Raw genomic sequence first — 25,606 nt, forward strand, 5'->3', positions numbered from 1 at the left:
GTTTCGTTGAATAATCTTTGATTACTTCAACACCCGTGAGCGCCCACACAGATTGTCTGACCAAATTGTTAAAGAACGATGCTGTTGCATCTCGCCAAACCTTAGCTTGGCTGCCCGGTCAACGCATTCGTTGTCCGCGGCAAGGGCTGCGCATTCTACGCTTCTCAGCCCCGCTGTCAACCCAGTAAAAACATCTTTTTTACCAAGTGACCAGAAGAAAGATAAAAACTTAAACCGTCCGTTTCTTCCCGCTGCCTCGCCCTGAGCGAGTGAGGCGGCATTATAGGGAGATTAATCCTGCCGTCAACGCTTATTGCGGATCTTTTTTCTGTTCGCTCAAGTTATGAGCAAAGCAACAAAAAACGTGCTCACATTGCAAACTTAACGCTTCAACCTTTTCCCTTTAAGAACCGTGTATTAGCATTAAGTCAGTCCATATAAGCAGCGGCAACAATGAAAGGTATTAAACTCTCGGTACATCGCCTGCAAAAGGGTCTCTATATACGTTTGCCTTTGAGCTGGCGGAACCACCCTTTTCTCTTCAATAGCTTCAAGATCAAAGATGAAGGTCAGATAGCTCTCATAAAACAGCTCGGCATCAGCCATGTGATAGTGATGCCCGACAAGAGTGATGCTGCACCTTTAGGTACCGATGTAGATATTGTGCCGGTATCTGCAGATGACAAAACAGCACTGCAAGCACTTAAAGAGGAAAAAGAACAGCGCATCGAAGCGCTGCAGGATTATCGTCGCGATATGCAGCGCTGCGAAAAGGCCTTTGAGCAATCCGTAGCGCAAGTCCGTGCTGTTATGTCGAAAGTGACGTCTCGACCGTTGAATGCTATCACCGAAGCTAAAGAGCTTGTCGATGGCATGGTAGAAACACTGTTGGCTCAAGATGAGATGGTTCTGCACCTCATGAACGAGACAAAGGAGGGAGAGAATTTATACTACCACTCCCTGAATGTGTCAGTGCTGAGCATGCTTCTTGCGAAGTCTAAAGGACTAGATAAAGAGGAGATGACCGCTATCGGCATGGCGGGGTTATTTCACGACATCGGTAAGATGAAGGTGCCAAGCCAAATCCTAAATAAAAAAACACCACTAAATACCGCGGAAGAGAATTTCTTAAAGCTGCACCCACAATACAGCGTCCAACTGCTTGCCCAAGGAGAAAACTTACCAGAGCTATCAAACACCATTATTGCCCAGCATCATGAATATGCTGATGGCAGTGGCTATCCCAAAGGCTTAACCAAGGATAACTTGAAGCCATCGAGCCTCCTTGTTGCACTAGTAAATGAATATGACACGCTGTGCCATCCTCATGACATAAGCAAGGCTCGTACACCTTACTCGGCGCTGTCCTATATCTTTAAGTCGTGCAAAGCAAAATTTGCGGCTGAAGATATCGAGCTGATGGTGAAACACTTAGGCGTGTTCCCGCCAGGGACAATCGTCCAATTGAGTAATAAACAGGTAGGCTTAGTCATATCAGTAAACCAAACTAAGCTGCTCTATCCAAATATCCTGCTATACGATCCGGGGATCCCGAGAACCGAAGCCACGATCATAAATTTAGAGGAAGTGGATTTTTCAATTGCCAAAGCGTTACCGCCTCGACGCCTAAAGCCCGAAGTATATGAGTATCTTAATCCACGAACACGGATCAGCTATTACTTCGACAATAAACAGAAATAAAAAAGCCGGGCAATGCCCGGCTTTTCCTTAAAGTGTCCACTCGCTTATTCAGCGTTAGCTTCTACTTCGTTTTCAACGTCAGCTTCTTCAACTACTGGACGGTCAACAAGCTCGATGTAAGCCATCGGGGCATTGTCTCCGGCACGGTAGCCGCACTTCAGGATACGGGTGTAACCACCTGGACGTTCCTGATAGCGAGGACCCAGTTCATTGAACAGGGTGCCTACAACTTCTTGATCACGTGTACGAGCAAACGCTAAACGACGGTTTGCAACACTATCGGCCTTAGCCAATGTGATCAGAGGTTCAACTACGCGACGCAACTCTTTCGCTTTCGCAACGGTGGTTTTAATAACACCGTGACGAACTAGCGAACCGGCCATGTTACGAAACATGGCTTGACGGTGGCTGCTGTTGCGATTTAGCTGACGACCACTCTTACGATGGCGCATGATCTATATCCTTCTCACTAAATCTGTGACCACGCAACCTGATCAGTCTCTGTCTGAAAGACTGGCTGGAGGCCAGTTTTCCAAACGCATACCGAGCGAAAGTCCGCGTGACGCCAGAACATCTTTAATTTCAGTAAGTGATTTCTTACCGAGGTTCGGGGTCTTGAGGAGTTCAACTTCTGTACGCTGAACCAGGTCACCAATGTAATGGATCGCTTCTGCCTTCAAACAGTTAGCAGAGCGTACTGTCAGCTCCAAGTCATCGACAGGACGCAGAAGAATCGGATCAAACTCCGGCTTCTCTTCTTTTTGCTCCGGCTCACTGATGTCACGCAACTCGACAAACGCATCCAGCTGTTCAGCTAAGATGGTAGCGGCACGACGAATGGCTTCTTCCGGCTCAATTGTGCCGTTAGTTTCCATATCGATTACCAGTTTATCGAGGTTAGTGCGCTGTTCTACACGTGCTGCATCTACATTATAGGCGATGCGAGCAACCGGGCTGAACGATGCGTCTAGCAGCAAGCGACCAATTGGACGCTCATCTTCATCGCTGTTGGCACGAGCTGTCGATGGTACATAACCACGACCGCGCTCGACCTTAATGCGCATGCTAATTTCACCTTCGCCGGTTAACGTGCAGATCACGTGCTCCGGGTTTGCAATAGCAACATCGCCATCATGAACGATATCACCAGCAACAACAGGGCCCGCACCACCCTTAGTCAGAGTCAGCACGGCCTCATCTTTACCATCCAAACGAACGGCTAGCTGCTTCAGGTTAAGCAGGATTTCAATAATATCTTCCTGCACGCCTTCTTTACTGCTGTACTCGTGCTGAACACCATCGATTTCAACTTCGGTGACGGCACAGCCGGGCATTGACGATAGCAAAATCCGACGTAGCGCATTACCTAAAGTGTGTCCAAAGCCACGCTCGAGCGGCTCGAGTGTAACTTTCGCGCGACACGCATCGATGGCGTCTATGTCGACTAACCGCGGCTTGAGAAATTCTGTAACAGAACCCTGCATTGTGTCCTCTCTTAAGACTTGGATCTGGCCTTACTTAGAGTAAAGCTCGACAATCAACTGTTCGTTGATATCAGCAGACAGGTCGCTGCGCTCTGGAAGGCGCTTATAAGTACCTTCTAGTTTCGCTGCATCTACTTCGATCCAGGTGGGCTTCTCGCGCTGCTCAGACAGTTCGAGAGCAGCCTTGATTCGAGCCTGCTTCTTGGACTTTTCACGAACGCTAATCACGTCGTTTGGCTTAACGGCAAACGATGGAATGTTTACCACACGACCGTTAACTTCAATAGCCTTGTGGCTTACCAACTGACGAGCTTCGGCGCGAGTAGCGGCGAAACCGAGGCGGTAAACAACATTGTCCAGACGGCCTTCTAACAACTGAAGCAGGTTTTCACCGGTATTACCTTTGATACGAGCTGCCTCGCCATAGTAATTACGGAACTGCTTTTCTAAGACGCCATACAGACGACGAACTTTCTGCTTTTCACGCAGCTGTACGCCATAGTCTGAAAGACGACCTTTACGCGCACCATGTTGACCAGGTACGTTATCGATCTTGCACTTGCTATCGATCGCGCGAACACCACTTTTCAAGAAAAGGTCGGTGCCCTCACGACGGCTAAGTTTGAGTTTTGGACCCAAATATCTTGCCATGTTCTTTCTCCAATCGGTCCTAAAACGCCGTTACACGCGACGCTTTTTAGGCGGACGGCAACCGTTATGAGGAATAGGTGTCACATCAGTAATATTAGTGATGCGATAACCCGCTGCGTTCAATGCGCGAATCGCTGATTCACGGCCAGGACCTGGGCCCTTCACGAACACTTCAAGGTTCTTTAAACCATATTCCTGCGCGGCAACACCGGCGCGTTCCGCAGCTACCTGGGCAGCAAACGGAGTGGACTTACGTGAACCACGGAAACCTGAACCACCAGCAGTGGCCCATGACAGAGCGTTACCCTGACGGTCAGTAATGGTTACGATAGTATTGTTGAAAGACGCATGGATGTGCGCCATTCCGTCAGCAACCTGCTTTTTTACACGCTTACGAGTGCGAGCTGGAGCTTTAGCCATAATAGATTCCCCCCCGCTTACTTACGAATCGGTTTGCGTGGACCTTTACGGGTACGCGCATTTGTCTTAGTGCGCTGACCACGTAGAGGCAAGCTTCGGCGATGACGAAGGCCGCGGTAACAACCGAGGTCCATCAGACGCTTAATGTTCATTGAAACTTCACGGCGCAGGTCACCCTCAACAGAGTACTGACCGACTACTTCGCGAAGTCTATCGATTTGTGTTTCGTCCAGATCACTTATTTTAGTGCTCTCGGCAATGCCTGACTCAACAAGGATCTGCTGAGCGCGGGTTTTACCGATGCCATAAATAGCAGTCAGGGCAATGACTGCGTGCTTATGATCAGGGATGTTAATGCCAGCGATACGGGCCACTAACACATCTCCTATTCGTTGGCTATTGGTTGAAAAGCCCGTAAGGATACTCAACCATTCGGCCATTTGCAAACTAAGATGGCGGGCCATTTGGCCACACCATCACCAGATACTACTAACCTTGCCGTTGCTTATGCTTCGGCTCACTGCAAATTACGCGAACTACGCCATTGCGTTTGATCACTTTGCAGTTACGACACATGGTCTTAACGGATGCGCGAACTTTCATTTTTCACTCCGTACGCCAACTTAACGGCTATAGCCTTTAAGGTTGGCTTTCTTCAGGATCGAGTCATATTGATGAGACATCAAATGAGTTTGAACCTGTGCCATGAAATCCATGATAACCACGACGATAATCAATAATGATGTACCACCGAAGTAGAACTGTACGCTCCACGCAATCATCATGAACTCAGGAACCAAACAAACGAACGTGATATACAGCGCGCCTGCCAGTGTTAAGCGAGTCATAACCTTATCGATGTAACGTGATGTCTGTTCACCCGGGCGAATACCTGGAATGAAAGCACCGGACTTCTTCAGGTTTTCAGCTGTCTCGCGCGGGTTAAACACCAACGCGGTATAGAAGAAACAGAAGAAGATAATCGCTGCTGCATACAACATTACATAGAGTGGCTGCCCCGGTGACAATGCCAGCGATACATCCTGCAGGAATCCTAAGGATTCATTCTGTCCAAACCACTGAGCCAGCGTGCCTGGAAATAGGATGATGCTAGAAGCAAAGATCGGTGGGATAACCCCGGCCATGTTCAACTTAAGCGGCAAGTGGGTGCTTTGCGCGGCAAAGACTCTACGTCCCTGCTGGCGCTTAGCATAGTTAACCACTATGCGGCGTTGGCCACGTTCAACAAATACTACAAAGTAGGTGACTGCGCAGATAACCGCAGCAATCAACAACAGTAACAGAGGCTGGATCTCGCCTTGGCGAGCCTGCTCTGCTGTCTGGCCGATTGCGGTAGGTAGGCCGGCAACAATACCTGCAAAAATCAGGATTGAAATACCGTTACCAATACCACGTTCGGTGACCTGTTCACCCAACCACATGAGGAACATGGTGCCTGTTACTAAACTGACTACCGCTGTGAAAGTGAAACCAAAGCCCGGTGTAATCACCAGGCCAGGCATCAAATTCGGTAAACCGGTTGCAATCCCAAACGCTTGAAAAGTTGCTAATACAAGTGTCCCATAACGGGTGTATTGGCTAATCTTCTTACGTCCTGATTCGCCTTCTTTTTTCAATTCAGCGAGTCGTGGGCTAACAACTGTCAGCAGCTGCATGATAATCGACGCCGAAATATACGGCATGATACCAAGCGCTAAGATCGAGGCACGCTCCAAGGCGCCACCGGAGAACATGTTAAACATCTCCACGATGGTACCTTTTTGCTGTTCGAACAGATCAGCCAGTACTGCGGCGTCAATGCCAGGAATAGGCACAAAAGAACCTGCCCTGAACACAATAATTGCGCCAATCACAAACAGAAGACGTTGCTTTAATTCGCTCAGTCCGCCGCCTTGACTCTTGGTATCCAACCCTGGCTTTGCCATAAGTACTTTCCTACTTCGAATTATTCTGCGATTGAGCCGCCAGCGGCTTCAATTGCAGCACGTGCGCCTTTGGTTACCCGCAGACCTTGTACGTTAACTGCACGGCTGATTTCGCCAGACAGTACGACTTTCACGTGTTTGATGTTTTTTCTCACCAGACCAGCTGCTTTCAAAGTTTCCAGAGACACTACGTCGCCTTCTACTTTGGCAATCTCATTCAGACGTACTTCATCAGTCACTAAAGACTTACGTGAAGTAAAGCCGAACTTAGGCAAACGCTGTTTCAAAGGCATCTGACCGCCTTCAAAACCTACGCGAACGCCGCCGCCTGAACGTGATTTTTGACCTTTGTGACCACGGCCACCAGTCTTACCCAGACCGGAACCGATACCACGGCCAACACGCTTGGCAGGAGTCTTTGCACCAGCGGCAGGTGATAGAGTATTAAGACGCATCAGATTACCCCTCCACCTTAACCATGTAATACAGCTGGTTGATCATGCCGCGTACTGATGGCGTGTCTTCCAGTTCTACAGTGTGACCAATTCGACGCAGACCAAGACCTTTAAGGGTCTCTCTGTGCTTCGGCAAACGACCGATAGCGCTGCGGGTCTGGGTCACTTTGACAGTTTTCTTTGCCATGGTGTCTTACCCCAGAATTTGTTCGACGGTCAGACCGCGTTTAGCGGCAACTTGCTCTGGCGACTTGATACCAACCAAACCATCAATCGTAGCGCGAACCACGTTGATTGGGTTAGTTGAACCATATGCCTTTGCAAGAACGTTTTGTACGCCAGCCACTTCTAGAACGGCACGCATCGCACCACCGGCGATGATACCTGTACCTTCTGACGCAGGCTGCATGTAAACACGCGAACCTGTGTGACGACCCTTAACAGGGTGGTACAGGGTGTTGCCATTAAGCTGAACAGTGTTCATGTTACGGCGCGCTTTTTCCATAGCTTTCTGGATAGCTGCTGGCACTTCACGTGCTTTACCATAACCGAAACCGACGCGACCATTGCCGTCGCCTACGACAGTCAATGCTGTGAAACTGAAGATGCGACCACCTTTAACCACTTTTGATACGCGGTTAACGGCAATCAGCTTTTCATTCAGATCACTTTGCTGTTGTTCTACTTTCGCCATGATCTACTCCTAGAACTTAAGGCCCGCTTCGCGCGCTGCTTCCGCTAGCGCTGCGATACGGCCGTGATACTTGAAGCCACTACGGTCAAAGGCAACTACTTCGATACCTTTCTCTACCGCACGCTCAGCAACCAGCTTACCAATTGCCTTGGCAGCTTCTACGTTACCGGTGCCTTTCAGCTCCTCACGTACCGCCTTCTCTGCAGTGGATGCTGCTGCCAGCACTTCACTACCAGTAGGTGCGATAACCTGAGCGTAGATATGACGAGGAGTACGGTGAACCACCAAACGTGCGGCACCCAGCTCCTGGATTTTCTTGCGTGCGCGAGTCGCGCGACGCAGTCGAGATGCTTTCTTATCCATCGTCTTACCTTACTTCTTCTTAGCCTCTTTACGGCGCACGTTTTCGTCAGCATAACGAACACCTTTGCCTTTATAAGGCTCTGGTTTACGGTATGCGCGAATATTTGCAGCCACCTGGCCGACCAACTGCTTGTCAGCACCTGTCAGAACCACTTCGGTCTGACTTGGACACTCGGCAGTAACGCCTTCTGGCAGAGCGTATTCAACTGGGTGAGAGAAACCAAGGCTAAGGTTCAGAACCTTACCTTTGGCTTGGGCACGATAACCCACACCAACCAGTTGTAATTTACGGGTAAACCCTTCGCTCACACCAACGACCATGTTGTTGGCAAGTGCACGTGCGGTACCGGCTTGCGCATTGGCACCAGCAGCTCCTTCAACAGGTGCAAAAGTCAGAACGTTGTCGTCCTGCTTCGCTACAACTGCGTCATTGAAAGTGCAATTCAAAGTGCCTTTGCTACCTTTAACCGTCAGATCCTGGCCCTTCAGCGTAACTTCTACGCCGGCAGGAATGGTAACGGGTGCTTTTGCTACTCGAGACATTTCCTACCTCCTGTTACGCCACGTAGCCAATGATCTCGCCGCCCATACCCGCTTTGCGAGCAGCACGGTCTGACATCAGGCCTTGAGAAGTAGAGACAATGGCGACACCAAGGCCGTCAAGGATCTTCGGCAACTCGTCTTTCTTCTTATAGATACGAAGACCTGGACGACTTACACGTTGAATGGTCTCTACGACCGGTTTGCCCTCGAAATAACGTAGGGCGATCTCGAGTTCCGCTTTCGGACCCTCTGACACACTGAAATCAGCGATGTAACCTTCTTGCTTCAGAACTGCTGCGATAGCAGTCTTCAGCTTAGATGAAGGCATAGTCACCGAAATCTTGTTGGCAGACTGGCCGTTACGGATACGAGTGAACATATCTGCAATCGGATCTTGCATGCTCATATCTGCTTTCTCCTGTGCTTACCAGCTGGCCTTACGAAGGCCTGGAACTTCACCACGCATCGCAGCTTCACGCAATTTGATACGGCTCATGCCGAACTTGCGTAGAAAACCGTGAGGGCGACCAGTCACACGACAACGGTTACGTTGACGTGATGCGCTGGAATCACGCGGAAGACTTTGCAGCTTAAGGCTTGCATCCCAGCGCTCTTCATCAGAGCTATCTGGGCTAGCGATAATCGCTTTCAGTGCCTGACGCTTTTCAGCGTACTGGGCAACCAACTTGGCGCGTTTTGCTTCACGCGCTTTCATCGAAGATTTTGCCATAACCCTACACCTTACTTGCGGAACGGGAAGTTAAAGGCAGCCAGCAGAGCACGTGCTTCCTCATCGGTACCAGAAGTAGTGGTAATGGTAATATCCATACCGCGTACTTTGTCTACCTTGTCGAAATCGACTTCAGGGAAGATTATTTGCTCGCGAACACCCATGCTGTAGTTGCCACGTCCGTCGAATGATTTCGGGCTTACACCACGGAAATCACGAATACGGGGCATAGCAATACATACTAGGCGTTCAAAGAACTCCCACATACGTTCGCCACGTAGGGTTACCTTGCAGCCAATCGGATAGCCTTCACGGATTTTGAAACCCGCTACTGACTTGCGCGCTTTGGTAACAATTGGCTTCTGTCCAGCGATCGCCTGCATATCTGCCTGCGCGTTTTCCAAAAGTTTCTTGTCAGCCAATGCCTCGCCGACACCCATATTAAGGGTGATCTTCTCAATCCGAGGGACTTGCATGATGCTGCTGTAACTGAACTCTTTCATCAGTTCAGGCACTACCGACTCTTTATAGAAATCATGCAGTTTCGCCATCGTACACTCCAGATTAAGCTATTACTTCGTTAGAAGATTTGAAGACACGTACTTTCTTACCGTCTTCAACCTTGAAACCTACACGATCGGCCTTACCAGTCGCTGCGTTGTAGATACCGACGTTAGAAACGTCAATTGCGGCTTCCTTCTCAACAATACCACCCTGAACCTGCAGTTGCGGGTTAGGCTTCTGGTGCTTCTTGATCAAGTTGACGCCTTCTACAATCACTTTGCCAGACGCTAGTACGCTAGTGACTTTGCCACGCTTACCTTTGTCTTTACCGGCCAGAACGATCACTTCGTCATTTTTACGGATTTTTGCTGCCATCTAAGTTCTCCTTACAGTACTTCTGGAGCCAGAGACACGATTTTCATAAACTTCTCCGTACGAAGTTCACGTGTCACAGGGCCAAAAATACGAGTACCGATGGGCGCGTGTTGCGTGTTTAGCAACACAGCGGCGTTGTTGTCAAAACGGATCAGAGAACCATCCTGACGACGCACGCCCTTCCTGGTGCGCACAACCACCGCGTTCAGGACATCACCTTTTTTAACCTTACCGCGCGGAATTGCTTCCTTAACAGTAACTTTAATGATGTCGCCGATATTCGCGTAGCGGCGGTGCGAACCACCGAGGACCTTAATACACTGTACGCTACGAGCGCCGCTGTTATCAGCGACATCTAGCATAGTCTGCATCTGGATCATTTCAGTGCTCCGCTATTTACTTCAAATAGCCAATTACTCACCGTAATTGGGCTGCCTTACCTTCGAAAAGGCGCAGCAGTATACCACCGGTAAGCGGCCTTGAATAGAAAAAAATAAGGGCTCCTTTTTGGAGCCCTTATTTATCGTCAACAGTGTGTCGATTTAGGCTTTAACCAAGATATCAACCAATACCCAAGACTTAGTCTTAGACAGTGGACGACATTCTTTGATTGAAACTTTGTCACCGGTTTTACACTGGTTGTCTTCGTCGTGTACATGCAGCTTAGTGGTACGCTTGATATACTTCCCGTAGATCGGGTGCTTTACCTTACGCTCGATAGCAACAGTGATGGACTTGTCCATCTTGTCACCAACCACAGTACCCTGCAGTGTACGAATTACTGATTCGCTCATTTACGCACCTGCCTTCTGTTTCAACACAGTTTTCACGCGCGCGATATCGCGACGCACATTTTTGAGCAGGTGAGTCTGAGACAGCTGACCGGTGCTCTTCTGCATGCGCAGATTAAACTGCTCACGGAGGAGGTTCAGCATTTCAGCGTTCAGCTCTTCAACGCTCTTTTCACGTAGTTCGCTGGCGTTCATTACATTACCGTCCGAATTGCAAAGGTGGTTTGAATCGGCAGTTTCGCAGCTGCAAGTGCAAATGCTTCACGTGCCAGATTTTCTGGAATGCCATCCATTTCGTACAGGACTTTACCAGGCTGAATCTGGGCAACCCAGTATTCAACGTTACCTTTACCTTTACCCATACGAACTTCAAGCGGCTTACCGGTAATCGGCTTGTCTGGGAAAACCCGGATCCAGATTTTACCTTGACGCTTAATGTGACGAGTCATCGCACGACGCGCGGCTTCAATCTGGCGCGCAGTCAAACGACCACGACCAACGGCTTTGAGACCAAAGCTGCCGAAGCTTACCTTGTTACCGTTCAGCGCCAGACCACGGTTGCGGCCTGTCATCTGCTTGCGGAATTTAGTACGTTTTGGTTGCAACATGGTCGGATCTCCTACTTGCTGCCCTTACCTTTACGCTTAGGTGCTGGTGCTTCTTCAACTGGGTTGAAACCACCAAGAACCTCGCCTTTGAAGACCCACACTTTGACACCAATGATGCCATAAGTAGTAGCTGCTTCAGACGTTGCGTAATCGATATCAGCACGCAGAGTGTGAAGAGGTACACGACCTTCACGGTACCATTCGGTACGTGCAATTTCTGCACCGCCGAGACGACCGCTTACTTCCACCTTGATGCCCTTCGCACCCAAACGCATTGCGTTTTGAACGGCACGCTTCATCGCACGGCGGAACATCACACGACGCTCCAACTGGCTAGAGATGCTGTCCGCAACCAATTTTGCGTCGAGTTCAGGCTTACGTACTTCTGAAATGTTGATTTGCGCCGGTACGCCAGCCAATTTGGCTACGTGCTTACGCAGTTTTTCTACATCTTCGCCTTTCTTACCAATCACAACGCCTGGACGGGCGGTGTGGATAGTCACGCGGATGCTTTTTGCCGGACGCTCGATAACGATGCGAGAAACCGAAGCACTTTTGAGTTCCTTAGTAAGGAATTCACGTACTTGGTGGTCTCCATGCAGGTTGTCTGCGTAATCCTTGGTATCTGCATACCAAGTAGAGTTCCACGGCTTAACGATACCTAAGCGGATACCGTTCGGATGTACTTTCTGACCCATTGTCCGTTCTCCTACTTAGCGTTCCGCTACGACCACAGTGATGTGGCTGGTGCGCTTAAGGATGCGGTCAGCACGACCTTTAGCGCGTGGTTTAATGCGCTTCATGATCGGCCCCTCATCTACGAAGACCTTAGCGACCTTCAGCTCGTCAATATCAGCACCTTCATTATGCTCTGCGTTAGCAATCGCAGATTCCAGTACTTTCTTGACCAGTGTTGCCGCTTTCTTCGGGCTATAGGCCAGAAGTTCCAAAGCATTGGCAACTGACTTACCGCGGATCTGGTCAGCAACCAGACGCGCTTTTTGAGCCGAAGTACGGGCAAACCGGTGTTTAGCTAAAACTTCCATCTTTTACCCCTTAACGCTTCTTGGCCTTCTTATCAGCAGCATGGCCGCGATAAGTACGAGTCGGGGCGAATTCACCCAACTTGTGGCCAACCATCTCTTCAGTAACGAATACTGGGACATGTTGACGACCATTATGGACAGCGATGGTCAACCCAATCATATCTGGGAAGATCGTTGAACGGCGAGACCAAGTCTTGATAGGCTTTTTGTCGCCGCCTTCCACCGCTTTCTCTACCTTCTTCAGCAAGTGCAGGTCGATAAATGGACCTTTCTTGAGAGAACGTGGCATGGTGAATCCTCTTCTAATTTACTTAGTACGACGGCGTACAATGTACTTATCTGTACGCTTGTTCTTACGCGTCTTGGCACCCTTAGTAGGCATACCCCATGGAGATACTGGATGACGGCCACCTGAGGTACGACCTTCACCACCACCATGTGGGTGATCTACTGGGTTCATCGCAACACCACGAACAGTAGGACGGACACCGCGCCAACGAGAGGCACCAGCTTTACCGAGCTGACGCAACATGTGCTCAGCATTACCTACTTCACCGATAGTTGCGCGACAGTCAGACAGTACTTTACGCATCTCACCACTACGCAAGCGCAGGGTAACGTAGCCGCTATCGCGAGCAACGATTTGCACGTAAGCACCAGCTGAACGTGCGATCTGACCACCTTTACCAGGCTTCAGTTCGACGTTGTGTACTGTGCTACCTACCGGGATGTTACGCATTGGCAGAGTGTTACCTGCCTTGATTGCCGCGTCTTCACCAGATTGTACTTTGTCGCCAGCCTTGATGCCCTTAGGCGCCAGGATGTAACGACGTTCGCCATCTGCGTAAAGAACCAACGCAATGTTTGCGCTACGGTTCGGATCGTATTCCAAACGCTCAACAGTGGCAGGAATGCCATCTTTAGTGCGTTTGAAGTCGATCAAACGATAGTGCTGCTTGTGTCCACCACCGATGTGACGGGTAGTGATACGACCGGCGTTGTTACGACCGCCAGACTTACTTTTCTTATCCAGCAGCGGAGCGTAAGGCTTACCTTTATACAGGTCACCGTTTACCACTTTAACAACGTGGCGACGACCGGCAGAGGTAGGCTTGCACTTAACAATAGCCATTGGTGTACTCCTCTTACTTATTCACCGCCGCCAACAAAGTCGATCTCGCTACCTTCTTTCAGCGTAACGTAGGCTTTTTTCCAATCGTTACGCTTGCCGATACGAGCACCGTGGCGTTTGGTTTTGCCCTTGACGTTCACAGTACGAACGCCGTCGACTTCAACTTCGAACAGCTTCTCAACAGCTGCCTTGATTTCTGCTTTCTGCGCATCAGTTGAAACACGAAACACAATAGTGTTTTCCATTTCAGCTGAGATAGTCGCTTTTTCAGAAACGTGAGGCGCCAGAATAACTTTCAGCAGACGTTCTTCGCGGATCATGCCAGTTTCTCCTCGAGTTGCTTAACTGCAGCAGCAGTCATTAGCACTTTATCGAAAGCGATCAGGCTTACCGGATCGATACCAGTGGTATCACGAACGTCAACTTTGTACAGGTTGCGAGCGGCCAAGAACAAGTTTTCATCAACTTCTTCTGTCACGATCAGCACGTCGTTCAGATCCAGTTCTTTCAGTTTTGCTGAAAGCTCTTTGGTTTTAGGAGCTTCAACTGCGAAACTCTCAACCACAATCAGACGTTCCTGACGAACTAGCTCAGACAAAATGCTCTGAACTGCACCGCGGTACATCTTCTTGTTTACCTTTTGGCTGTGGTCCTGCGGCTTTGCCGCGAAGGTCACGCCACCAGAGCGCCACAGAGGACTACGGATTGTACCCGCGCGTGCGCGGCCCGTGCCTTTCTGTTTCCAAGGTTTCTTACCGCCGCCAGCTACTTCGCTGCGAGTCTTCTGAGCACGAGAGCCCTGACGCGCACCGGCTGCGTAAGCTACCACTACCTGGTGTACCAACGCTTCGTTGAACTCACGCCCGAAGATAGTCGGATTTACTTCAAGAGCGCTTTGCGCATCTTTCAATACCAATTCCATCACCAATCTCCTAAGACGTTAGGCTTTAACGGCTGGTTTAACGATAACGTCGCCGCCGGTAGCTCCAGGGACTGCGCCTTTAATCAGCAACAGTTTACGCTCAGCGTCAACACGTACCACTTCGAGAGACTGCACAGTTGTGCGTTCGTCGCCCATGTGACCAGACATCTTCTTACCCTTAAACACGCGGCCTGGGGTCTGGTTTTGACCGATAGAACCGGGTGCGCGGTGACTCAAAGAGTTACCATGGGTCATATCCTGAGTACGGAAGTTCCAGCGTTTTACAACGCCTTGGAAGCCCTTACCTTTGGATGTGCCAGTTACGTCTACTTTGGTTACATCGCTGAACAAATCAACATTCAGTTCTGAACCAACTTCAATATCTACGCCTTCACCATCTGCCAGACGGAATTCCCAAGTGCCACGGCCGGCTTCTGTGCCTGCTTTAGCGAAATGGCCCGCTTCTGGTTTGGTGACGCGGTTTGCTTTCTTAGTGCCGGTGGTTACCTGAAGTGCACGGTAGCCGTCATTATCCAGGCTCTTAACCTGAGTAACGCGGTTGGCTTCAACTTCGATAACGGTAACCGGAATGGACAAGCCATCTTCAGTGAAGATGCGTGTCATGCCGACTTTACGACCGACTAATCCGATAGCCATTGTTTCAACCTCTTAATCGTTTCGAGAGCTTCAATTAGCCGAGACTAATTTGAACGTCTACGCCAGCTGCCAGGTCCAGACGCATAAGTGCATCTACGGTCTTGTCGGTCGGCTCTACGATATCGACCAGACGCTTGTGTGTGCGGATCTCTAACTGATCACGCGCGTCTTTGTTAACATGCGGAGAGACCAAAATAGTGAAACGCTCTTTGCGTGTAGGCAGAGGAATAGGTCCACGTACCTGCGCGCCAGTGCGCTTTGCTGTTTCTACGATCTCTGCGGTTGACTGGTCAATCAGACGATGGTCAAACGCCTTTAGTCGAATACGGATTCGTTGGTTCTGCATGGACCAAGCTCCAAATTATAAAGAACAAAAAACACGCACCCTACCATCCCTAATACCAGGAGGAGAGTGGGTTATACATATCATTCAATCCCCAATCGGGATTGCTGTCTTAGCGCTAAGCCGATTCAACAAGTTGAATCCCCCTAGTGCTACACCGCTTTAACCAAAAATAGTCAGAGCGAGTGGAGGCGCATTATACGCGAAACATTGACTCGCGCAAGTTTTTGTCGATTTTTGCGCCACTGCTCCCGAAGACGGCTTACCAACACACTTTTTTTAGGCAGATAACCTAACATTTACCCTATCTAGGTTAACGATAACGCCATGAAACTAATTGTTTTGCCAATATGTCTTCTCTACCACAGCCTATCTTTTGGCGCACCACCGGTTGCCCAGGATGATAGCGGCGAGGATGAGATCAGTTGGGAAGAAGCAGCAGATAAAATTAAGCCCTGCCAACAAACCGAAACTGACCAGTTAGGTTGGTTTGATCGCGCGCACCTACTGCTATCTGATGGTGTCTGCGAACAGGCGCTATGGTTTGATAGTTTCTTTGGTGATATCGAACAAAACGAAGCTGCCAGCTCACTCGTGCGCCTGATTAACTCCGTCGAATGGCATAAAGAGGAAGGTGTGGAGTTTCGACCGAGGATCTCCGCAAGCTTTCATCTACCACGTTTTGAACAAGATGTAAGGCTAATCATCGAAGGCGATGATGGTAGCAGCCAAAGTAGCTCTCGCGAGTATAATGAAAGTTCGGACCTTCGCGGAAACGATGACGACAGAGGGTTAGCCGCTGCGCTGCGTTGGAGTATCAAGCAACTTGATACCAGTGATCTCGATTTTGATGCTGGCGTGCGCCTTCGTAGTAGTGAGATAGATCCGTTTACCCGTCTGCGTTATCGCTATAACTACGCCCTACGTTACGACACCGTCGTAAAATTTAGCCAACAGCTTCGCTTACGTAATTCTGATTTTTGGAGTGAAACTACGCGCATTGATATTGACCACCTCCGAGGAGCCGTTGGCTATCGCTGGAGTAATTCGGCAACTTATGGCGACGAAACTGATGGTTTTGAATGGGAGATCAGCCTTTCTCGCGTGAAACAGATCGATGAACGGTCCGCTTACTCAACGTATATCTCTTTTACCGGCGCCACGGATGAAGACAAAGAGAACACTGAACGCTGGCGTTTAGCTGCGAACTATCGCCGCAGTTTCTATCGTCCCTGGTACTTTTACGAAATTGAACCGCAGCTCAATTATGAACGCGAGTATGATTGGAGTTGGAACCCAGCCATTGTATTTTCCGTTGAGATCCAGTTTGGCAAGAGCCGACGAAAACCCAAATATAGACGAGGGCCAACGGAGGAAGAGCAACCACCAACGGATCCAGAATCGCGTCTAAAACTAGAGGCCGCTGAAAATTAGAAAGCGTTAGAGCGTGAACTAGTTTGAGCGCAATAAAAAAGGCGCCTAACGGCGCCTTTTCAATATGACTTAGATCTTCGATTAGTCGAGGATCTTAGCAACAACACCCGCACCTACAGTACGGCCACCTTCACGGATAGCGAAGCGCAAGCCTTCGTCCATCGCGATTGGTGCGATAAGCTCTACGCTCATCTGTACGTTGTCACCTGGCATTACCATCTCTACGCCTTCTGGCAATTCTACTGCACCAGTGATATCTGTGGTACGGAAGTAGAACTGTGGACGATAGCCCTTGAAGAACGGAGTATGACGACCACCTTCGTCTTTAGACAGAACGTAAACTTCTGCTTCAAACTTAGTGTGTGGGTTGATTGAACCCGGCGCTGCCAATACCTGACCACGCTCTACGTCATCACGCTTAGTACCACGCAACAGTGCGCCAACGTTCTCACCTGCACGACCTTCGTCAAGCAGCTTACGGAACATTTCTACACCAGTACATGTCGTGTTTGTGGTTTCTTTGATACCTACGATCGCTACGTCGTCACCTGTTTTCAGGATACCGCGCTCGATACGACCAGTAACAACTGTACCACGACCTGAGATTGAGAATACGTCTTCGATAGGCAGCAAGAATGGCTTATCGATATCACGCTCTGGCTCTGGGATGTAGCTATCCAGCGCTTCAGCCAGCTCTACAATCTTGTCTTCCCACTCTTTCTCGCCTTCCAATGCTTTCAGAGCTGAGCCCTGGATCACTGGCAGGTCGTCACCTGGGAAGTCGTAGTCTGACAGAAGTTCACGTACTTCCATCTCTACCAGCTCAAGCAGCTCTTCGTCGTCTACCATGTCACACTTGTTCATGAAAACGATCATGTAAGGTACGCCTACCTGGCGACCCAACAGGATGTGCTCACGTGTCTGTGGCATAGGACCATCTGTTGCTGCAACTACCAAGATAGCGCCGTCCATCTGGGCTGCACCGGTGATCATGTTTTTCACATAATCCGCGTGTCCAGGACAGTCAACGTGCGCGTAGTGGCGAGTTGGTGTGTCATATTCAACGTGAGAAGTCGCGATGGTGATACCACGCTCGCGCTCTTCTGGTGCGTTATCGATCTGATCGAAAGCTTGTGCTGTACCGCCGTATACTTTAGCCAATACGTTGGTGATAGCTGCTGTCAGAGTCGTTTTACCGTGGTCAACGTGACCGATAGTGCCAACGTTTACATGCGGTTTCGTACGTTCAAACTTTTCTTTTGCCACTTTACTTTCCTTCCGAGTAAGAATTAGGCCCGGTCCAACGTGACCGGGACCAGACCTGTAAATTACTACCGGCGTGCTTCGATGATGCTAGATGCAACATTCCCAGGTACTTCAGCGTACTTGAGGAATTCCATCGAATACGATGCACGACCTTGAGTTTGTGAACGCAAATCAGTTGCGTACCCGAACATTTCCGACAGTGGTACCTGGGCACGTACAAGCTTTACGCCTGCAACACCGTCATCCATGCCCTCAATCATGCCGCGACGTCGGTTCAAATCACCAACCACGTCACCCATGAAGTCTTCCGGAGTCGTTACCTCGACCTTCATCATAGGCTCAAGAAGAACTGCACCGGCGTCAATCGCGCCATTTCTAAACGCCATTGAACCGGCAATCTTAAATGCCATTTCAGAAGAGTCAACATCATGATAAGAACCATCATACAATGAACACTTAACGCCAAGCACAGGATAACCGGCAACAACGCCGTTCTGCATCTGCTCTTGTACGCCTTTGTCCACCGCAGGAATAAATTCCTTCGGTACCACACCACCTACAATTTCATTAACGAATTCATAGGTTTCATCCGCTTCAACATCCATTGGTTCAAGGCGTAGCCAAACATGACCAAACTGCCCTCTCCCACCGGATTGGCGAACAAACTTGCCTTCCACTTCCACTGCTTTGCGGATAGTTTCACGGTAAGCGACTTGTGGTTTACCAACGTTACACTCAACACTGAATTCCCGCTTCATGCGGTCAATAATGATGTCGAGATGAAGTTCACCCATACCAGAAATAATAGTCTGACCAGACTCTTCATCTGTATGGACACGGAAAGAGGGATCTTCAGCCGCCAGTTTACCCAGCGCAATCCCCATTTTTTCCTGATCAGCCTGTGTTCTTGGCTCAACAGCCACAGAGATCACTGGCTCAGGGAACTCCATACGTTCAAGCACCACTTTGTGAGCCGAATCGCACAGGGTATCGCCTGTGGTCACATCCTTAAGGCCAATGGCCGCCGCGATGTCACCAGCACGAACTTCTTTAATCTCTTTTCGATCTTTCGAGTGCATCTGTACAATACGCCCGAAGCGTTCACGTTTCTGTTTAACCGAGTTGTAAACTGCATCGCCGGTGTTAACGATGCCAGAATAGCAGCGGAAAAAGGTCAAGGTGCCCACAAAAGGGTCTGTCGCGATCTTAAATGCCAAGGCAGCAAACGGGGCGTTGTCATCCGCAGGACGAGCAACTTCCTGTTCGTTGTCATCGATACCTGTAATTGCAGGTACATCGATCGGCGCAGGCATGAAATCAACCACTGCGTCCAGCACTGCCTGTACACCCTTATTCTTGAACGCTGAGCCACAAGTGGCTAAGACAATTTCATTACTTAAGGTGCGTGCGCGCAGCCCGCTCTTGATCTCTTCTTCAGTCAGCTCGCCATCATTGAGATACTTATCCATCATCTCTTCTGAAGCTTCAGCTGCCGCTTCGATCATCTGCTCACGATACTCTTCCGCCAGATCCTGTAGATCTTCAGGAATCGGATCGTAAGTGAAAGTCATGCCCTGGTCTTCTTCATTCCAGTTAATGGCTTTCATCTTAATTAGGTCAACAACACCCTTGAAGTTCTCTTCAGCTCCGATATTCAGCTGAATAGGTACAGGCGTTGCTCCCAAACGATCTTTAATCTGATTTACAACACGGAGGAAATCGGCGCCGGTACGGTCCATCTTATTCACAAACACCATACGCGGAACCGCGTATTTGTCTGCTTGACGCCATACCGTCTCTGACTGTGGTTCAACACCCGATGCACCACAAAAAACCACAACAGCACCATCGAGTACACGCAAAGAACGTTCAACTTCAATCGTGAAGTCAACGTGTCCAGGGGTATCAATGATATTGACGCGATGCTCTGGGAACTGCGCTTCCATACCGCGCCAGAACGTGGTGGTAGCCGCAGAGGTGATAGTAATACCACGCTCCTGTTCTTGCTCCATCCAGTCCATAGTTGCGGCACCGTCATGTACCTCACCGATCTTATGTGAAAGACCTGTATAGAAAAGTACGCGTTCAGTGGTGGTCGTCTTACCGGCATCAACGTGAGCTACAATACCAATATTGCGGTAGCGCTCAATGGGGGTTGTACGAGCCATGATTTCCTCTTAACTAAGGGGTTGCCTTAGCATAAATAACAAGAGGTATATGCCCCGGAGGGCATATACCAAGCGTGACTACCAGCGATAGTGAGCAAACGCTTTGTTTGCATCAGCCATACGGTGAACATCTTCACGCTTTTTCACTGCAGTGCCTTTGTTCTCTGCAGCATCAGCCAACTCGCCAGCCAGACGCTTAGCCATATCTTTTTCGCCACGCTTACGCGCAGCCTCAACTAACCAACGCATCGCCAATGTATTGCGACGTACTGGACGAACTTCTACCGGTACCTGGTAAGTTGAGCCACCTACACGGCGACTTTTAACTTCCACAGTTGGGCGAACGTTATCCAGAGCCGTCTCAAAAATGTCGAGCGGATCTTTACCAGATTTTTCAGAGGCAGACTCCAATGCGCCGTAAACGATCTTTTCGGCGATTGATTTCTTACCATCAAGCATTACTACGTTGATGAACTTAGTAATGATTTCATTTCCGTACTTAGGATCAGGTAATACTTTACGCTGACCAACAACGCGTCTTCTTGGCATTGTTTTCTCTCCGTTTGATTCAGGAATATCCCAAAACGTTAAATTTAATGTTTGGCCTTACTAACGGAGAACCGTTAAGACTTAGGCCGCTTAGCGCCGTACTTAGAACGACCTTGACGACGGTCGCTAACGCCAGCGGTATCAAGAGCACCACGTACGGTGTGATAACGCACACCTGGCAAATCTTTAACACGACCGCCACGGATAAGAACAACACTGTGTTCCTGAAGGTTATGACCTTCACCACCGATGTACGAAGTCACTTCGAAACCGTTAGTCAGACGAACACGACATACTTTACGTAATGCTGAGTTCGGCTTCTTAGGTGTAGTTGTGTATACACGAGTGCACACACCACGCTTCTGTGGACACGCTTCCAACGCAGGCACGTTACTCTTAGTAACAGGCTTTTTGCGTGGCTTGCGAACCAACTGATTAATAGTTGCCATTAATAGGCTCCTGGCTAGTTGAGTTTACTGTTTACAAAAAATGAAAAATCCGGCCCCTACTATGAGAGGCCGGAGGATTTTATTGAGCAGATTTTAAACTGTCAAGTAAAGAGGCTAACTTAGCCGTCTTTATTACTCTTCATCACCGGAAAGAACTTCGGCATTTAGAGCATCTGTCAGTGCTTTTTCTGCATCATCGGCGCTGACCTGAGGCACGCCCACTTCCGCTTCCAAACGCTTGCGCTGACGCTCGCTATGGTAAGCAAAACCAGTACCTGCAGGGATCAAGCGGCCTACAATCACGTTCTCTTTCAAGCCGCGTAACTGGTCCATTTTGCCAGATACCGCTGCTTCAGTGAGTACGCGTGTTGTTTCCTGGAACGATGCCGCAGAGATAAACGACTCTGTCGACAACGATGCCTTAGTGATACCTAACAACTCATGTTCGTAGGTAGCAGGTGACTTGCCAGCCGCTTCAAGTTCGCGGTTTGCGATCTTAACGCGGGACACTTCCATCTGCTCGCCTTCAAGGAAGTCGGTGTCACCGGCACTAACAATGGTGCACTTACGCAACATCTGACGAATGATCGCTTCGATATGCTTATCGTTGATCTTCACACCCTGAAGACGATAAACGTCCTGAACCTCATTCACGATGTAGTTAGCTACAGCTCGAACACCGCGAACACGCAGGATATCGTGCGGTGATTCAGGACCATCGGCCATCACTTCACCACGCTCAACGCGCTCACCTTCGAATACGTTAAGCTGACGCCACTTATGGATCATCTCTTCGTACGGTTCGCCATTCTCATCCTGAGTGATGATCAGACGTCGCTTACCTTTCGTCTCTTTACCAAACGACACCACACCACTGACTTCCGCCAAAATAGCTGGATCTTTCGGCTTACGTGCTTCGAACAGGTCGGCAACACGCGGTAGACCACCGGTAATATCTCGCGTCTTTGAGCTCTCCTGCGGGATACGTGCAAGCACATCACCAGGCTGTAGCTCTTGACCGTCTGAAACATCAATAGAGGTAAAGCTAGGCAGCTTCACTTCTTGCAGGTCGCCGTTCTCAGACTTCAAGATAAGCTTCGGCTCTTTAGCGTTAGCTTTTGCGAGGTCTTTAACCACCATACGGGTCAAACCGGTCAAATCATCGGTTTGCTTCTCGGTGTTTGCATCCTCAACGTCACTGAACTGAACGGTAACCGGACGTTCTGTGATCATTGGGTGTGAATGCGGGTCCCAAGTAGCAACGACTTCATTGCCTGCGACTTTATCGCCATCTTTAACAGACAGGATCGCACCGTAAGGCACCTTGTAACGCTCTTTCTCACGGCCAAGATCGTCAATCACAGCGATTTCAGATGAACGTGAAGTGATCACAATCTTCTTATCGGTGTTAATTACAAACTTGGCGTTGTGTAGCTTAGCGGTACCATCGTTCTTAATCTGAACGCTGTTCTCAGCTGACGCACGTGATGCTGCACCACCAATGTGGAAGGTACGCATCGTTAACTGTGTACCTGGCTCACCAATTGACTGTGCAGCAACAACACCAACGGCTTCGCCGTAGTTGATGAGGTGGCCACGAGCCAAGTCACGGCCATAACAGTAGGCACAAACACCGTGGTCGTTGTCACAGGTAATAACAGAACGAACTTCTACTTCATCGATCTTATGCTCTTCGAGGAAGTCACACTCCTGCTCATGCAGCAGCGTGTTGCGCGCCAACAGCACTTCGTCAGTACCTGGCTTCAGTACGTCGCGAGCCAATACTCGCCCTAATACACGTTCACGCAACGGCTCTACAACGTCGCCACCTTCAATCAGCGGCTTCATGGTCAGGCCTTCTTCAGTACCACAATCGGTACTGGTGATAACCATGTCCTGTGCCACATCTACCAGACGGCGCGTCAAGTAACCGGAGTTCGCTGTTTTCAATGCCGTATCGGCCAAACCTTTACGCGCACCGTGAGTTGAGATGAAGTACTGAAGTACGTTCAAACCTTCACGGAAGTTCGCAGTAATTGGCGTTTCAATAATTGAACCGTCCGGTTTTGCCATCAAGCCACGCATCGCTGCCAGCTGACGGATCTGAGCGGCACTACCACGCGCACCGGAGTCAGCCATCATAAAGATGCTGTTGAAAGAGGGTTGTTCCTCTTCCTTACCGTCGCGGTTAATAACCACATCAGTCTTCAAGTTATCCATCATCGCCTTAGACAACTTCTCGTTGGCTGAGGTCCAGATATCGATAACCTTGTTATATTTTTCACCTGCGGTAACGAGACCATTATCAAACTGATGCTGGATCTCTGACACTTCAGCTTCACAAGCGGCAATAATGTCCGCTTTCGCCGCCGGGATCTCCATATCATCAACACCTACCGAGGTACCTGACAACATGGCGTAATGGAAACCGGTGTACATCAATTGGTCAGCGAAAATAACGGTGTCTTTCAGACCCAATTCGCGGTAACAGGCATTAAGCAGCTTAGAGATCTGCTTCTTACCCATTGGTTGATCAATCAGTTCAAATGCCAGGCCTTTAGGCACTACCGTATAGAACATCGCACGACCAATCGTGGTGTCTTTGACTGATGTTTTGGCGATTTTCTCGCCATTTTCAGCCACTTCGTATTCAGTGATACGCACTTTAACGCGCGCATGAATAGAAGCGTCACCGGTGCGGAAAACTTTTTCTGCTTCCTGCGGTCCTGTCAGCAACATGCCCTCGCCCTTTGCGTTTACCGCAGCGCGAGTCATGTAATAGAGACCCAATACAACGTCCTGAGAAGGAACGATAATTGGCTCACCGTTAGCAGGTGAAAGAATGTTATTCGAAGCCATCATTAAGGCACGGGCTTCTAATTGCGCTTCCAGTGTCAGCGGTACGTGTACCGCCATCTGGTCACCATCGAAGTCGGCGTTATAAGCCGCACAAACCAATGGGTGCAGCTGGATCGCTTTACCTTCAATCAGCACAGGTTCAAATGCCTGAATACCGAGACGGTGAAGGGTCGGTGCACGGTTCAACAGTACTGGGTGTTCACGGATCACATGATCCAGTACATCCCATACTTCCGGCACTTCACGCTCAACCATCTTCTTGGCCGCTTTAATGGTGGTCGCTAAACCACGCGCTTCGAGCTTGCCGTAGATAAATGGCTTGAACAGTTCCAGTGCCATTTTCTTAGGCAAACCACACTGGTGAAGTTTGAGCGTAGGACCAACAGTAATAACTGAACGGCCTGAGTAATCAACACGCTTACCGAGCAAGTTCTGACGGAAACGACCCTGCTTACCTTTGATCATGTCAGCCAAAGATTTCAGAGGACGTTTGTTAGAGCCGGTGATGGCGCGGCCACGACGGCCGTTGTCCAGCAGGGCATCTACCGCTTCCTGCAACATACGCTTTTCGTTACGTACGATGATGTCAGGTGCAGCCAAATCCAGCAGGCGCTTCAAACGGTTGTTACGGTTGATCACACGACGATAAAGATCGTTAAGATCTGAAGTCGCGAAACGGCCACCATCCAGCGGTACCAAAGGACGCAGGTCCGGTGGCAGAACTGGCAATACAGTCATGATCATCCACTGTGGATCGTTACCTGAATACAGGAACGCTTCCATCAATTTCAGACGCTTTGTAACCTTCTTACGTTTGGTTTCTGAAGTGACAGATGCCAACTCTTCGCGCATCGCTTCTACTTCAGGTGCCAGCTCGATGTCAGACAGCAATTCCTTAATCGCTTCTGCACCCATCTTGGCTTCGAACTCGTCACCAAACTCTTCCAAGGAATCGAGGTACTGCTCTTCTGTCAGCAGTTGACCACGCTCCATGGTTGTCATGCCCGGCTCGGTCACAACATAAGATTCGAAATAGAGCACACGCTCAATATCGCGCAGCGTCATATCCAGCATCAAACCGATACGTGACGGCAATGACTTCAAGAACCAGATATGTGCAACCGGACTCGCCAGTTCGATGTGCGCCATACGCTCACGACGAACCTTGGTCAGTGTTACTTCGACGCCACACTTCTCACAGATCACTCCGCGATGCTTAAGGCGCTTGTACTTGCCACATAAACATTCGTAGTCCTTTACCGGACCAAAAATGCGGGCACAGAACAGACCGTCACGCTCTGGCTTGAACGTACGGTAGTTGATAGTTTCCGGCTTTTTAACTTCGCCGAAAGACCAGCTGCGGATCATATCCGGAGACGACAGGCCAATCTTAATGCCATCGAACTCTTCGGTTTTACCCTGCTGCTTTAGAAACTTGAGTAAGTCTTTCACCTTCTCTCTCCTGTCGGAGTGACTCTTCACGGGAGCGCCAATGGCGCTCCCTAACGCATACTGC

Annotated in this window: 35 protein-coding genes; 2 read left to right on the top strand and 33 right to left on the bottom strand. The window is 49.5% G+C overall.

Annotation, left to right across the window (positions count from 1 at the left end; translation table 11 throughout):
• Positions 1-453: 453 nt before the first annotated feature.
• Positions 454-1,701: a cyclic di-GMP phosphodiesterase gene (locus EXY25_RS18270; protein WP_130567940.1), complete on the top strand. Its 1,248-nt coding sequence runs from the start codon at positions 454-456 to the stop codon at positions 1,699-1,701.
• A gap of 44 nt (positions 1,702-1,745) precedes the next feature.
• Here the strand turns inward: EXY25_RS18270 and rplQ are convergent, their stop codons facing one another.
• From rplQ to rpsJ, 28 genes are all read right to left on the bottom strand, one after another.
• Positions 1,746-2,153: a 50S ribosomal protein L17 gene (rplQ, locus tag EXY25_RS18275; protein ID WP_114340029.1), complete on the bottom strand. Its 408-nt coding sequence runs from the start codon at positions 2,151-2,153 to the stop codon at positions 1,746-1,748.
• A gap of 42 nt (positions 2,154-2,195) precedes the next feature.
• Positions 2,196-3,185, bottom strand: a complete 990-nt coding sequence (locus EXY25_RS18280; protein ID WP_114340028.1) for a DNA-directed RNA polymerase subunit alpha — start codon at positions 3,183-3,185, stop codon at positions 2,196-2,198.
• A gap of 30 nt (positions 3,186-3,215) precedes the next feature.
• Positions 3,216-3,836 (bottom strand): 30S ribosomal protein S4, encoded by a 621-nt coding sequence (gene rpsD, locus EXY25_RS18285; protein WP_114340027.1) that lies wholly within the window; start codon positions 3,834-3,836, stop codon positions 3,216-3,218.
• A gap of 30 nt (positions 3,837-3,866) precedes the next feature.
• Positions 3,867-4,256, bottom strand: coding sequence for a 30S ribosomal protein S11 (gene rpsK, locus EXY25_RS18290; RefSeq protein WP_114340026.1), 390 nt, complete (start codon positions 4,254-4,256; stop codon positions 3,867-3,869).
• 17 nt (positions 4,257-4,273) lie between these two features.
• Positions 4,274-4,630, bottom strand: a complete 357-nt coding sequence (gene rpsM, locus EXY25_RS18295) for a 30S ribosomal protein S13 (protein WP_114340031.1) — start codon at positions 4,628-4,630, stop codon at positions 4,274-4,276.
• A 115-nt stretch (positions 4,631-4,745) separates the two neighbouring features.
• A complete protein-coding gene (gene rpmJ / locus EXY25_RS18300) occupies positions 4,746-4,859 on the bottom strand; it encodes a 50S ribosomal protein L36 (RefSeq protein WP_114340025.1) in 114 nt (37 codons plus the stop codon).
• A gap of 20 nt (positions 4,860-4,879) precedes the next feature.
• Positions 4,880-6,202, bottom strand: coding sequence for a preprotein translocase subunit SecY (gene secY, locus EXY25_RS18305; protein WP_114340024.1), 1,323 nt, complete (start codon positions 6,200-6,202; stop codon positions 4,880-4,882).
• A 20-nt stretch (positions 6,203-6,222) separates the two neighbouring features.
• Entirely contained in the window at positions 6,223-6,657 is a 435-nt protein-coding gene (gene rplO / locus EXY25_RS18310) for a 50S ribosomal protein L15 (RefSeq protein ID WP_114340023.1), read from the bottom strand.
• 4 nt (positions 6,658-6,661) lie between these two features.
• The gene (gene rpmD, locus EXY25_RS18315; RefSeq protein WP_114340022.1) at positions 6,662-6,844 is read right to left on the bottom strand and encodes a 50S ribosomal protein L30; all 183 of its coding nucleotides are present in this window, start codon (positions 6,842-6,844) and stop codon (positions 6,662-6,664) included.
• A 6-nt stretch (positions 6,845-6,850) separates the two neighbouring features.
• The gene (gene rpsE, locus EXY25_RS18320) at positions 6,851-7,351 is read right to left on the bottom strand and encodes a 30S ribosomal protein S5 (RefSeq protein WP_114340021.1); all 501 of its coding nucleotides are present in this window, start codon (positions 7,349-7,351) and stop codon (positions 6,851-6,853) included.
• Between the two features lie 9 nt (positions 7,352-7,360).
• Positions 7,361-7,714, bottom strand: coding sequence for a 50S ribosomal protein L18 (rplR, locus tag EXY25_RS18325; protein WP_114340020.1), 354 nt, complete (start codon positions 7,712-7,714; stop codon positions 7,361-7,363).
• Positions 7,715-7,723: 9 nt separating this feature from the next.
• On the bottom strand, positions 7,724-8,257 hold the full coding sequence (gene rplF / locus EXY25_RS18330; protein WP_114340019.1) for a 50S ribosomal protein L6: 534 nt from the start codon (positions 8,255-8,257) through the stop codon (positions 7,724-7,726).
• A gap of 13 nt (positions 8,258-8,270) precedes the next feature.
• Positions 8,271-8,663, bottom strand: coding sequence for a 30S ribosomal protein S8 (gene rpsH / locus EXY25_RS18335; RefSeq protein ID WP_114340018.1), 393 nt, complete (start codon positions 8,661-8,663; stop codon positions 8,271-8,273).
• Between the two features lie 18 nt (positions 8,664-8,681).
• Positions 8,682-8,987, bottom strand: a complete 306-nt coding sequence (gene rpsN, locus EXY25_RS18340; RefSeq protein ID WP_114340017.1) for a 30S ribosomal protein S14 — start codon at positions 8,985-8,987, stop codon at positions 8,682-8,684.
• Between the two features lie 11 nt (positions 8,988-8,998).
• Entirely contained in the window at positions 8,999-9,538 is a 540-nt protein-coding gene (gene rplE / locus EXY25_RS18345) for a 50S ribosomal protein L5 (RefSeq protein WP_114340016.1), read from the bottom strand.
• A 13-nt stretch (positions 9,539-9,551) separates the two neighbouring features.
• Positions 9,552-9,866, bottom strand: coding sequence for a 50S ribosomal protein L24 (gene rplX / locus EXY25_RS18350; protein ID WP_114340015.1), 315 nt, complete (start codon positions 9,864-9,866; stop codon positions 9,552-9,554).
• Between the two features lie 11 nt (positions 9,867-9,877).
• Positions 9,878-10,246 (bottom strand): 50S ribosomal protein L14, encoded by a 369-nt coding sequence (rplN, locus tag EXY25_RS18355; RefSeq protein WP_114340014.1) that lies wholly within the window; start codon positions 10,244-10,246, stop codon positions 9,878-9,880.
• Positions 10,247-10,408: 162 nt separating this feature from the next.
• Positions 10,409-10,660: a 30S ribosomal protein S17 gene (gene rpsQ, locus EXY25_RS18360; RefSeq protein WP_114340013.1), complete on the bottom strand. Its 252-nt coding sequence runs from the start codon at positions 10,658-10,660 to the stop codon at positions 10,409-10,411.
• Positions 10,661-10,852, bottom strand: a complete 192-nt coding sequence (rpmC, locus tag EXY25_RS18365) for a 50S ribosomal protein L29 (RefSeq protein WP_114340012.1) — start codon at positions 10,850-10,852, stop codon at positions 10,661-10,663. It lies immediately after the preceding gene.
• A complete protein-coding gene (rplP, locus tag EXY25_RS18370) occupies positions 10,852-11,265 on the bottom strand; it encodes a 50S ribosomal protein L16 (RefSeq protein WP_114340011.1) in 414 nt (137 codons plus the stop codon). Before rplP ends, rpmC begins: the two co-directional genes overlap by 1 nt.
• An 11-nt stretch (positions 11,266-11,276) precedes the next feature.
• On the bottom strand, positions 11,277-11,963 hold the full coding sequence (gene rpsC, locus EXY25_RS18375; protein ID WP_114340010.1) for a 30S ribosomal protein S3: 687 nt from the start codon (positions 11,961-11,963) through the stop codon (positions 11,277-11,279).
• Between the two features lie 15 nt (positions 11,964-11,978).
• Positions 11,979-12,311, bottom strand: a complete 333-nt coding sequence (gene rplV, locus EXY25_RS18380; protein ID WP_114340009.1) for a 50S ribosomal protein L22 — start codon at positions 12,309-12,311, stop codon at positions 11,979-11,981.
• A gap of 10 nt (positions 12,312-12,321) precedes the next feature.
• Positions 12,322-12,600, bottom strand: coding sequence for a 30S ribosomal protein S19 (rpsS, locus tag EXY25_RS18385; protein ID WP_114340008.1), 279 nt, complete (start codon positions 12,598-12,600; stop codon positions 12,322-12,324).
• Positions 12,601-12,618: 18 nt separating this feature from the next.
• Complete coding sequence (gene rplB, locus EXY25_RS18390) at positions 12,619-13,443, bottom strand: 50S ribosomal protein L2 (protein ID WP_114340007.1); 825 nt, start codon at positions 13,441-13,443, stop codon at positions 12,619-12,621.
• A 17-nt stretch (positions 13,444-13,460) separates the two neighbouring features.
• Positions 13,461-13,763, bottom strand: a complete 303-nt coding sequence (gene rplW, locus EXY25_RS18395) for a 50S ribosomal protein L23 (RefSeq protein WP_114340006.1) — start codon at positions 13,761-13,763, stop codon at positions 13,461-13,463.
• On the bottom strand, positions 13,760-14,365 hold the full coding sequence (rplD, locus tag EXY25_RS18400) for a 50S ribosomal protein L4 (protein WP_114340005.1): 606 nt from the start codon (positions 14,363-14,365) through the stop codon (positions 13,760-13,762). The genes rplW and rplD overlap by 4 nt, the downstream gene beginning before the upstream one ends.
• 18 nt (positions 14,366-14,383) lie before the next feature.
• Complete coding sequence (gene rplC / locus EXY25_RS18405; RefSeq protein ID WP_114340004.1) at positions 14,384-15,022, bottom strand: 50S ribosomal protein L3; 639 nt, start codon at positions 15,020-15,022, stop codon at positions 14,384-14,386.
• A 34-nt stretch (positions 15,023-15,056) separates the two neighbouring features.
• Positions 15,057-15,368, bottom strand: coding sequence for a 30S ribosomal protein S10 (gene rpsJ / locus EXY25_RS18410; protein ID WP_114340003.1), 312 nt, complete (start codon positions 15,366-15,368; stop codon positions 15,057-15,059).
• Between the two features lie 324 nt (positions 15,369-15,692).
• On the opposite strand from rpsJ, the gene EXY25_RS18415 reads away from it, so the two are divergent.
• Positions 15,693-16,799, top strand: coding sequence for a hypothetical protein (locus EXY25_RS18415; RefSeq protein WP_114340002.1), 1,107 nt, complete (start codon positions 15,693-15,695; stop codon positions 16,797-16,799).
• Positions 16,800-16,880: 81 nt separating this feature from the next.
• Here EXY25_RS18415 and tuf read toward each other — a convergent pair whose 3' ends face one another.
• The 5 genes from tuf to rpoC form a co-directional block, all read right to left on the bottom strand.
• A complete protein-coding gene (gene tuf, locus EXY25_RS18420) occupies positions 16,881-18,065 on the bottom strand; it encodes an elongation factor Tu (RefSeq protein ID WP_114339990.1) in 1,185 nt (394 codons plus the stop codon).
• A gap of 65 nt (positions 18,066-18,130) precedes the next feature.
• A complete protein-coding gene (gene fusA, locus EXY25_RS18425; RefSeq protein ID WP_130567941.1) occupies positions 18,131-20,233 on the bottom strand; it encodes an elongation factor G in 2,103 nt (700 codons plus the stop codon).
• A 78-nt stretch (positions 20,234-20,311) separates the two neighbouring features.
• Positions 20,312-20,782, bottom strand: a complete 471-nt coding sequence (rpsG, locus tag EXY25_RS18430; protein ID WP_114340000.1) for a 30S ribosomal protein S7 — start codon at positions 20,780-20,782, stop codon at positions 20,312-20,314.
• 74 nt (positions 20,783-20,856) lie between these two features.
• On the bottom strand, positions 20,857-21,231 hold the full coding sequence (gene rpsL, locus EXY25_RS18435) for a 30S ribosomal protein S12 (protein ID WP_114339999.1): 375 nt from the start codon (positions 21,229-21,231) through the stop codon (positions 20,857-20,859).
• 132 nt (positions 21,232-21,363) lie between these two features.
• The gene (gene rpoC / locus EXY25_RS18440) at positions 21,364-25,542 is read right to left on the bottom strand and encodes a DNA-directed RNA polymerase subunit beta' (protein WP_114339998.1); all 4,179 of its coding nucleotides are present in this window, start codon (positions 25,540-25,542) and stop codon (positions 21,364-21,366) included.
• Between the last annotated feature and the right edge of the window lie 64 nt (positions 25,543-25,606).

The sequence above is a fragment of the Corallincola spongiicola genome (assembly GCF_004284785.1).
Lineage (GTDB): Bacteria > Pseudomonadota > Gammaproteobacteria > Enterobacterales > Neiellaceae > Corallincola > Corallincola holothuriorum.

Excerpts from the sequence above, each read along its gene's own strand:
- rplB (WP_114340007.1), bottom strand. The coding sequence starts at position 13,443 with ATGGCTATTGTTAAGTGCAAGCCTACCTCTGCCGGTCGTCGCCACGTT.
- EXY25_RS18270 (WP_130567940.1), top strand. The coding sequence starts at position 454 with ATGAAAGGTATTAAACTCTCGGTACATCGCCTGCAAAAGGGTCTCTAT.
- rplR (WP_114340020.1), bottom strand. The coding sequence starts at position 7,714 with ATGGATAAGAAAGCATCTCGACTGCGTCGCGCGACTCGCGCACGCAAG.
- rpsC (WP_114340010.1), bottom strand. The coding sequence starts at position 11,963 with ATGGGTCAGAAAGTACATCCGAACGGTATCCGCTTAGGTATCGTTAAG.
- rpsK (WP_114340026.1), bottom strand. The coding sequence starts at position 4,256 with ATGGCTAAAGCTCCAGCTCGCACTCGTAAGCGTGTAAAAAAGCAGGTT.
- rpsE (WP_114340021.1), bottom strand. The coding sequence starts at position 7,351 with ATGGCGAAAGTAGAACAACAGCAAAGTGATCTGAATGAAAAGCTGATT.
- rpmD (WP_114340022.1), bottom strand. The coding sequence starts at position 6,844 with ATGGCAAAGAAAACTGTCAAAGTGACCCAGACCCGCAGCGCTATCGGT.
- rplP (WP_114340011.1), bottom strand. The coding sequence starts at position 11,265 with ATGTTGCAACCAAAACGTACTAAATTCCGCAAGCAGATGACAGGCCGC.
- rplN (WP_114340014.1), bottom strand. The coding sequence starts at position 10,246 with ATGATCCAGATGCAGACTATGCTAGATGTCGCTGATAACAGCGGCGCT.
- rpsH (WP_114340018.1), bottom strand. The coding sequence starts at position 8,663 with ATGAGCATGCAAGATCCGATTGCAGATATGTTCACTCGTATCCGTAAC.
- rplV (WP_114340009.1), bottom strand. The coding sequence starts at position 12,311 with ATGGAAGTTTTAGCTAAACACCGGTTTGCCCGTACTTCGGCTCAAAAA.
- rplF (WP_114340019.1), bottom strand. The coding sequence starts at position 8,257 with ATGTCTCGAGTAGCAAAAGCACCCGTTACCATTCCTGCCGGCGTAGAA.
- rpmC (WP_114340012.1), bottom strand. The coding sequence starts at position 10,852 with ATGAACGCCAGCGAACTACGTGAAAAGAGCGTTGAAGAGCTGAACGCT.
- fusA (WP_130567941.1), bottom strand. The coding sequence starts at position 20,233 with ATGGCTCGTACAACCCCCATTGAGCGCTACCGCAATATTGGTATTGTA.
- rplX (WP_114340015.1), bottom strand. The coding sequence starts at position 9,866 with ATGGCAGCAAAAATCCGTAAAAATGACGAAGTGATCGTTCTGGCCGGT.
- EXY25_RS18280 (WP_114340028.1), bottom strand. The coding sequence starts at position 3,185 with ATGCAGGGTTCTGTTACAGAATTTCTCAAGCCGCGGTTAGTCGACATA.
- rplQ (WP_114340029.1), bottom strand. The coding sequence starts at position 2,153 with ATGCGCCATCGTAAGAGTGGTCGTCAGCTAAATCGCAACAGCAGCCAC.
- rpsL (WP_114339999.1), bottom strand. The coding sequence starts at position 21,231 with ATGGCAACTATTAATCAGTTGGTTCGCAAGCCACGCAAAAAGCCTGTT.
- secY (WP_114340024.1), bottom strand. The coding sequence starts at position 6,202 with ATGGCAAAGCCAGGGTTGGATACCAAGAGTCAAGGCGGCGGACTGAGC.
- rplO (WP_114340023.1), bottom strand. The coding sequence starts at position 6,657 with ATGCGTCTTAATACTCTATCACCTGCCGCTGGTGCAAAGACTCCTGCC.
- rplW (WP_114340006.1), bottom strand. The coding sequence starts at position 13,763 with ATGATCCGCGAAGAACGTCTGCTGAAAGTTATTCTGGCGCCTCACGTT.
- rpsS (WP_114340008.1), bottom strand. The coding sequence starts at position 12,600 with ATGCCACGTTCTCTCAAGAAAGGTCCATTTATCGACCTGCACTTGCTG.
- rpsJ (WP_114340003.1), bottom strand. The coding sequence starts at position 15,368 with ATGCAGAACCAACGAATCCGTATTCGACTAAAGGCGTTTGACCATCGT.
- rpsD (WP_114340027.1), bottom strand. The coding sequence starts at position 3,836 with ATGGCAAGATATTTGGGTCCAAAACTCAAACTTAGCCGTCGTGAGGGC.
- rpsG (WP_114340000.1), bottom strand. The coding sequence starts at position 20,782 with ATGCCAAGAAGACGCGTTGTTGGTCAGCGTAAAGTATTACCTGATCCT.
- rpsN (WP_114340017.1), bottom strand. The coding sequence starts at position 8,987 with ATGGCAAAATCTTCGATGAAAGCGCGTGAAGCAAAACGCGCCAAGTTG.
- rplC (WP_114340004.1), bottom strand. The coding sequence starts at position 15,022 with ATGGCTATCGGATTAGTCGGTCGTAAAGTCGGCATGACACGCATCTTC.
- EXY25_RS18415 (WP_114340002.1), top strand. The coding sequence starts at position 15,693 with ATGAAACTAATTGTTTTGCCAATATGTCTTCTCTACCACAGCCTATCT.
- rpmJ (WP_114340025.1), bottom strand. The coding sequence starts at position 4,859 with ATGAAAGTTCGCGCATCCGTTAAGACCATGTGTCGTAACTGCAAAGTG.
- rpsQ (WP_114340013.1), bottom strand. The coding sequence starts at position 10,660 with ATGAGCGAATCAGTAATTCGTACACTGCAGGGTACTGTGGTTGGTGAC.
- rplD (WP_114340005.1), bottom strand. The coding sequence starts at position 14,365 with ATGGAATTGGTATTGAAAGATGCGCAAAGCGCTCTTGAAGTAAATCCG.
- rplE (WP_114340016.1), bottom strand. The coding sequence starts at position 9,538 with ATGGCGAAACTGCATGATTTCTATAAAGAGTCGGTAGTGCCTGAACTG.